Source organism: Qipengyuania sp., from assembly GCF_042095715.1.
Taxonomy (GTDB): Bacteria; Pseudomonadota; Alphaproteobacteria; order Sphingomonadales; family Sphingomonadaceae; genus Qipengyuania.
Window position 1 is genome coordinate 1 of the sequence record NZ_JBELMO010000099.1, and the last position, 7262, is coordinate 7262.

The following is a 7262-nucleotide window of genomic DNA, read 5'->3' on the forward strand; positions in this document are numbered from 1 at the left end:
ATATCGAGACGCGGATCGAAAAGGATGGCGACGAATACGTCATCAACGGCCGCAAATGGTGGTCCTCCGGCGTGGGAGATCCGCGCTGCAAGGTCGCGATCGTCATGGGCAAGACGGATTTTTCCGCCCAGCGCCACGCGCAGCAATCGATGATCCTGATGCCGCTCGATGCCGAAGGCGTCACGGTGCTGCGCCATCTGCCCGTGTTCGGCTATGACGATGCGCCGCATGGCCACATGGAAGTCGAATTGAAGGACGTGCGCGTGCCCGCCTCGAACATGCTGCTGGGCGAAGGGCGCGGCTTCGAGATCGCGCAGGGCCGCCTCGGTCCGGGCCGCATCCACCACTGTATGCGCACCATCGGCGTGGCGGAAGAAGCGCTCGAAAAGATGTGCCGCCGCCTTCAGGAGCGCGAGGCGTTCGGCAAGCCGATCTACAAGCATTCGGTCTGGGAAGAGCGCGTGGCGCGCGCCCGCATCGATATCGATATGACGCGCCTGCTGTGCCTCAAGGCCGCCGACATGATGGACAAGGTCGGCAACAAGAACGCCAAGCAGGAAATCGCCATGATCAAGGTCCAGGCGCCGAACATGGCGCTCAAGATCATCGACGATGCCATCCAGGCCCATGGCGGCGGCGGTGTCAGCAGCGATTTCGGTCTGGCCAAGGCCTATGCTCACCAGCGCACCCTGCGGCTTGCCGATGGGCCCGACGAAGTCCATGCCCGTTCCATCGCGCGCATGGAATTTGCCAAGCATGCCCCCAACGAAGGGCCAAGCGCGAACGCGCTGCGCAGCGACAAGGCCAGCTATGCCAGCGCGGGAAGCGCGGGCAGCTACAGCTCCGGCGACGTGGGCGCCACGCGCTGATCGACACGGCGGCGGGCCGGACGGATCCGGCCCGCCTCAACTGGATGTGCCGCGCCCCTGAGCGCGGCCAAGGAGGAACGACGCGATGGCGAAAGCCGCGATACTGGAACAGCAGGGCACCCTCACCATCGGCGAGGTGGAGATGGCAGACCCGATGCCGCACGAGGTACTGATCGACACCAAGGCGTGCGGTCTGTGCCATTCGGACCTGCACTTCATCGACGGGGCCTACCCCCACCCGATGCCCTGTATTCCGGGCCATGAGGCGGCAGGCGTGGTGCGTGCCGTGGGCAGCGAGGTGAAAACCGTGAAGCCCGGCGATCATGTCGTTACATGTCTGAGCGCGTTCTGCGGCCATTGCGAATTCTGCGTGACCGGGCGGATGGCGCTGTGCCTGGGCGGCGACACCCGTCGCAAGCAGACCCAGCCCCCGCGCATAACCCGCGCCGACGGTAGCGCCCCCGTGGCGCAGATGCTCAACCTTTCCGCGCTCAGCGAGCAGATGCTGATCCACGAGCATGCCTGCGTCTCCATCGACAAGGACATGCCGATGGACCGCGCCGCGGTGCTCGGCTGTGCGGTGACCACGGGTGCCGGGGCCGTCTTCAACGCCTGCAACGTCACCCCGGGCGAGGCGGTCGCCATCGTCGGCTGCGGCGGCGTGGGCCTGGCCGCTATCAATGCGGCCAAGATCACGGGCGCGGGCAAGGTCATCGCGATCGATCCACTGTCCGAAAAACGCGCGCTGGCCGAAACCCTGGGCGCAACGCACACGATCGACGCCATGGCCGACGACGTGGTGGAGCAGGTGATGCGCATTTCCGGCGGCGGCGTGCATCACGCCATCGAGGCGGTGGGCCGGCAGGCAAGCGCCGATCTGGCGGTGAAGATCCTGCGCCGCGGCGGCACCGCGACCATTCTCGGCATGATGCCGCTCGACTGCAAGGTCGGCCTGGGCGCCATGGACCTGCTCGCCAGCAAGAAACTGCAGGGTGCGATCATGGGCATGAACCACTTTCCGGTCGACTTGCCGCGACTGGTGGATTTCTACATGCGCGGACTGCTCGACCTCGACACGATCATTGCGGAGCGCATCCCCCTCGATCAGGTGAACGAGGGTTTCGACAAATTGCGCGGGGGCCACTCCGCGCGAAGCGTGGTGGTGTTCGACTGATGGGCGGGGACGCGGGCATGGCCGACCCCAATCAGGACATGATCGGCACCACCGAGGTTACGCAAGAAAACGCGCTCGACCTGGAAAAGCTGACCGCCTGGTTCGAGGCGAATGTTGAGGGTTTCGAAGGGCCGATCAGCTATTCCAAGTTCAAGGGCGGGCAATCCAACCCGACATACCGGATCGACACTCCCGGCCAAAGCTACGTCCTTCGCCGCCAGCCTTTTGGCAAGCTGCTGCCGAGCGCCCATGCGGTGGACCGCGAATACAAGGCGATGCACGCTCTTGGCCCCACCGGCTTTCCAGTGCCGAAGACTTATGGCCTCTGCGAGGATCCAGACGTTATCGGCTCCAAGTTCTTCGTCATGGGCCTGGCCGACGGGCGCAACCTGTGGGACGGCAAGCTGCCCGGTTTCTCGAAGGAAGACCGGCGCGCCATCTACAACGCCATGATCGATACCATGGCCGACATGCACCTGAAGAAGCCGGACGAGATCGGGATGGGCGATTTCGGCAAGCCGACCGATTACTGCGCGCGCCAGATCGCGCGCTGGACCAAGCAGTACAAGCTGTCCGAAACCGAGCATATGCCGCGGATGGAGCGGCTGATCGAATGGCTGCCGCAAACCATCCCGCCGCAGCACGAGAGCAGCATCGTTCACGGGGATTACCGGCTCGACAATCTGATCTTCCACAAGACCGAGAACCGCGTGATCGCGGTGCTGGACTGGGAACTGTCCACGCTGGGCGATCCCATCGCTGATTTCAGCTATCTGATGCTCAACTGGCATACCGAATCGGTAAACCGCGCCGGCCTGCTGGGCGTGGACCTGGAAGAGCTGGGCATTCCTACGACGCAGGAAGCTGTTGAACGCTATGTCGCGCGCACCGGCTATCCGGTGCCGCCGATGGACTGGTATTTCTCCTACAACCTGTTCCGGCTGGCGGGCATCATTCAGGGCATCAAGAAGCGGGTGATCGACGGCACCGCTTCATCCGCGCATGCCAAGGAGACGAGCGAGCGCGTTTCGCCGCTCGTCGATCGGGCTTACGAATTCGCGGTCAAGGCGGGCATGCCGGAATAAGCCGGCTGCGCCCGTCGATCAGAAATCCCTGCGCCAGCGGACCGCGACGCCGCGATCGTCTGGCGCGCTGGCGGAATGGCCGGGATCGCTGCGGTAGAACAAGCTGGCCGCGGCATCCCCGCCCCATAGCGGGCCGCGCCACGCGAGTTCCGCGTCGATCTCCCGCCCCGTCGGGGTGAGCGATACGAAGCGCGTGTCGTAGCTGGCCGTGAGCGTCGTGTAATCGTAAGCCACCGGCAGGGTGAAGCCGAGCGCGCCCGACATCACGCGCAGCGGCTGCGAGACGCGCAGCCCCAGGCTGTCCCCGCGTCCAGTGAACCCTGTCTTGGTAAGGTCCGCGCTCCAGGCCACGCTGGCGAAGGACGAACCCGAAGCGATCAGCCCGGCAGCGCGGGCGCGCGTCCAGCCCTGCCGCCATTGGGCGCCCAGCCGCCATCCATCCGCCAGCGACAGCCCGCCGCTCGCATCGAGGAACTGCGTGTCGGCTCCCTGCCCGCCGAAGCTCGGCGCAAGCAGAGTGCCAAGGATCGTCTCATCCTCCTGCAGCCAGCTTCCCGACAGCGCCATATCGACGGGACCCCAACGGCGATCCACGCCAAGCGAGAAGCTGCGCGAGCGATAGTCGCGCGGCGCCTCGCCAAGCGGGCCGTAGCCTCCCGTAGTCAGATGATCGAAGGCGACCCGGCCAGTCTCGGCCGCGAAGGATACACCCCAGGCGCCGAGCGCGTGACGCACCGCCATGGATTGGTCGATCGCGGCGGCAAAGCCGTGATCGCCGGCTGCCCCCCGGGCGATCATAAACGCCGGCCGGTCCGCGCCACGCAATTGCGCACTCAGCCCGTCAGACCCTTCACGCAGCGCGAGCGCCAGTTGCGTTTTCGGAGCGATCCGCAATGCGACCCGCGCGGCCAGCAGTTCGGCTCCGCGCGCTTCCCGGTCGGTAAGCCGGAGCTCGCGGGCCCAACGACCTTCGCCTTCGCGAGCGGTCTGGTGCGATACGGTAAAAGCCAGCGATGTGCCGCCCACGGTTACGCCTTGGCTGCGGATGTCGCCTCCCAGCGCGCCGGCAAGCCGCTGCGTGGCCTCAGCCCCGCGAAACCCACTGGCGAGGTCGGTGCCATAGGCGCGCCCGAAAGAATCGAGAACCGTGACCGGCAGCCCCGCTCCGGTGCGCAGCGCGTCACCCGTGGCCGCCGACCCCAGCGCGCTCTGACCACCTATAGTGATGGCGGTGTCGGTGCCCGGCAAAGTCGTCACCCCGCGAGGCTGGAAGGCTGCGGCGATGTCGAGGATACCGGAGCCGTAGACGCTATCGATTCCCGCCACGCCGCCGTCGCGCGCCGTATCGAGCAGCAGGCGCACGATCTGCTGACCAGAAAGATTGGGGAAGGCCTGCGCCAGCAGCGCCACCGCGCCGGCAACTTGCGGGGTCGCGAAGCTGGTGCCGGAGAACAGCAGGTTGAAGGACCCACCCGAATCCCGCCCGACATAGACCTCCCCGTCCTTATAGACGCAGCAGATAGCTTCGCCCCTGGCGCCCAGATACCAGGCAGCCTGAGCGCCGGCGCGCTGAGAGAACGAAGACATGGTCCCGTTGGCATCGACCGCGCCGACGATGATGACGTTGCTGCCGCCCGCCTCTCGGATTTGCCTGGCGAAGGCGGAGGGCTGGTTGGGATCGGTTCCGGATTCGCTACCGGCGCCGCCATTGCCCGCTGCCACCACCACCACCACGCCCGCAGCGGAAGCCTGTGCCACCGCATCGGTCAGCGCGCGCGCGATGGTCCCATTGCCGCCCAGGCTGATGTTGATGACTCGCGCGCCGGCGGAAACGGCTGCGCTTATGCCACGAGCGATGTCGCGGTCGTCGAAGGTGCAGCCGTCCAGCGTCTCGCCCGGCGCGCCGCCCTGGCACGATCCCACGCTGTCGGCCCGCAATACCAGCAGAGAGGCATCGAAGGCGATCCCCATCACGCCGGTGCCGTTGCGCGCAGCGGCGGCGACAAGTGCGATATTGGTACCGTGATCGTCCACGGCATCAATGGAGCGCGAAGAGGAGACATCGCGCGATCGCGGATCGATGCGGCCCGCGAATTCGGGACTATTGATGTCGATTCCGGTATCGATGATGGCGATGGTCTGCGCCGCGCCGGTGGCCCCGCCCTGCCAGGCGGTGATCGCGCCGTGCTGGCGCGGACCATCGGAGCGGCGAAACTCGGGGGTGTCGAAGCCGCGCGGTGGCGGCGGAAGCGGCGCGGGCGCCGGGGTTGGCGTGGGAGTTGGAGCGGGCGCCGGAGACGGGGTGGGCGCCGGCGCCGGGGGGGGTGTGGAAACCGCGCCGCCGCCCGAACCGCCCCCTCCGCAACCCGTCAGGGCCGCAGCGATCATCAGCGCCAGCGTCGGGCGCAGGCTGCCCATCGATAGCTTCATTCCCGAAACCCCATCTTAACCTCGCCGCCCAGGCGAGAACGCCCGGCCATAACCGCAAAATGCTGGCACAAGGCTTAACGGGGTATGCGGGACATAAGGCGAAGATTGGAAAAACGGGAGCCGCTTGCCCTGCTGCGCACCACCCCCTAACGGCGGGGACGATCCCCCCGTTTACTCGCCCATCGCCGCGCAGGACGAACACATGACAGACGATCTGGCCGCCATCATAGAAACCGCCTGGGACGCGCGCGACACGCTGTCGCCCGGCCACACGCGGGTGCAGGACGCGGTGAAGCGGGCACTGGCGATGCTCGACGATGGCTCGGCCCGCGTGGCTGAGCCCGACGGTGACGGCGGCTGGCAGGTCAACCAGTGGCTCAAGAAAGCGGTGCTGCTATCATTCCGCCTCGCTGACAACCGCGTCATGGAGGGCGGCAGCGCGGGCCATCCCGCTTACGACAAGGTGCCCAGCAAGTTCCAGGGCTGGGACGAAGCGGAATTTCGCAAGGCGGGTATCCGCGTGGTGCCCGGTGCCATCGCCCGGCGCGGTGCGCATATCGCGCCCGGCTGCGTGTTGATGCCCAGCTTCGTCAATATCGGTGCCTATGTCGGCAAGGGCACCATGATCGACACCTGGGCCAGTGTAGGCAGCTGCGCGCAGGTGGGCGAGGACTGCCATATCTCCGCAGGTGCCGGAATCGGCGGCGTTCTCGAACCCATGCAGGCCAATCCCACCATCATCGGTAACAACTGCTTCATCGGTGCCCGCTCCGAGATCGTCGAAGGTGTCATCGTGGGCGAAGGCAGCGTGGTTGCGATGGGCGTCTTCATCACCCAGTCGACCAAGATCGTCCACCGCTGCACCGGAGAGATCGTGCGCGGCCATATCCCCCCCTATTCGGTGGTGGTGCCCGGCACCCTGCCCGATCCGGATGGCGGCGCCTCGCTCGCCTGCGCGGTCATCATCAAGACGGTGGACGAGCAGACCCGCTCCAAGACCGGCATCAACGAACTGCTGCGCGACTGAAGCACGGGCCGGAACCCAGTGCCCCGCGCCCCGTTTAGCCATCACGCGAGGGAGTATGACATGCATAACGAAGGCCAATCGGTTCACGTCAGCGAGGAAGAAGTCAGCGGCGGGTCGAAAGAGGGCGTGGTCCGCTGGGTTCTCATCATCGGAACGGTGCTCGCCATCGGCGCTCTGACGATCGTCTGGGTGACGGGGGCGGCATTCAGCGATGATACGCCGGAAGAAGAATACATCAGTCAGAGCCGCGAAATGCAGGCGGAAGAAGCTGGAAACGACAATACGCTGATCGCGCCTGGCTCCGTCGGTGCGCAGGAAGAGGTGGTCGATGGACAGCCCGTGATTACCAATCCCGACACACCCGAAGAAGAAACGGAAGGAGACATGGCGCAATGAGCAACGCCAACAGCTTCCAGACGAACCAATACGTGAAATGGAGCTGGGGCAACGGCAGCGCCGAGGGCCAGATCGAGGAGCGCTTCGAGCGCGAGGTTACGCGCACGCTAAAAGGCAGTGAGGTCACCCGCAAGGGTAGCGAAGACGATCCGGCCTATCTCATCAAGCAGGAAGACGGCGACAAGGTCCTCAAGCTCGGTAGCGAGCTTGAGGCCGTCAACTGACGCCAAGCAAAGGAGGCCAGACGATGCCCGCCAAATCGAAAGCCCAGCAACGGGCCG

Annotated in this window: 7 protein-coding genes; 6 read left to right on the plus strand and 1 reads right to left on the minus strand. The window is 65.9% G+C overall.

The features are described from left to right. From ACFDTG_RS15380 to ACFDTG_RS15390, 3 genes are all read left to right on the plus strand, one after another. Nucleotides 1-869: acyl-CoA dehydrogenase family protein (locus tag ACFDTG_RS15380; protein ID WP_375291844.1), on the plus strand; the 869-nt coding region annotated here is incomplete at its 5' end. An 85-nt stretch (nt 870-954) separates the two neighbouring features. Continuing rightward, nucleotides 955-2043: a Zn-dependent alcohol dehydrogenase gene (locus ACFDTG_RS15385; protein WP_375291845.1), complete on the plus strand. Its 1089-nt coding sequence runs from the start codon at nt 955-957 to the stop codon at nt 2041-2043. A 17-nt stretch (nt 2044-2060) separates the two neighbouring features. Beyond that, nucleotides 2061-3128 (plus strand): phosphotransferase family protein, encoded by a 1068-nt coding sequence (locus ACFDTG_RS15390; RefSeq protein ID WP_375291846.1) that lies wholly within the window; start codon nt 2061-2063, stop codon nt 3126-3128. Between the two features lie 18 nt (nt 3129-3146). On the opposite strand, the gene ACFDTG_RS15395 is transcribed toward ACFDTG_RS15390, so the two are convergent. Beyond that, nucleotides 3147-5558 (minus strand): S8 family serine peptidase, encoded by a 2412-nt coding sequence (locus ACFDTG_RS15395; RefSeq protein ID WP_375291847.1) that lies wholly within the window; start codon nt 5556-5558, stop codon nt 3147-3149. A 202-nt stretch (nt 5559-5760) separates the two neighbouring features. Here ACFDTG_RS15395 and dapD point away from each other — a divergent pair, with 202 nt between their 5' ends. The 3 genes from dapD to ACFDTG_RS15410 are packed head-to-tail and all read left to right on the plus strand — an operon-like array spanning nt 5761 to nt 7205. Beyond that, the gene (gene dapD / locus ACFDTG_RS15400; RefSeq protein WP_375291848.1) at nt 5761-6585 is read left to right on the plus strand and encodes a 2,3,4,5-tetrahydropyridine-2,6-dicarboxylate N-succinyltransferase; all 825 of its coding nucleotides are present in this window, start codon (nt 5761-5763) and stop codon (nt 6583-6585) included. Between the two features lie 60 nt (nt 6586-6645). After that, nucleotides 6646-6981 carry a hypothetical protein gene (locus tag ACFDTG_RS15405; protein ID WP_375291849.1) on the plus strand — a complete coding sequence of 112 codons (336 nt, stop codon included), beginning with the start codon at nt 6646-6648 and terminating at the stop codon, nt 6979-6981. Beyond that, on the plus strand, nt 6978-7205 hold the full coding sequence (locus ACFDTG_RS15410) for a DUF2945 domain-containing protein (RefSeq protein ID WP_375291850.1): 228 nt from the start codon (nt 6978-6980) through the stop codon (nt 7203-7205). The genes ACFDTG_RS15405 and ACFDTG_RS15410 overlap by 4 nt, the downstream gene beginning before the upstream one ends. The last annotated feature ends 57 nt before the right edge of the window (nt 7206-7262 follow it).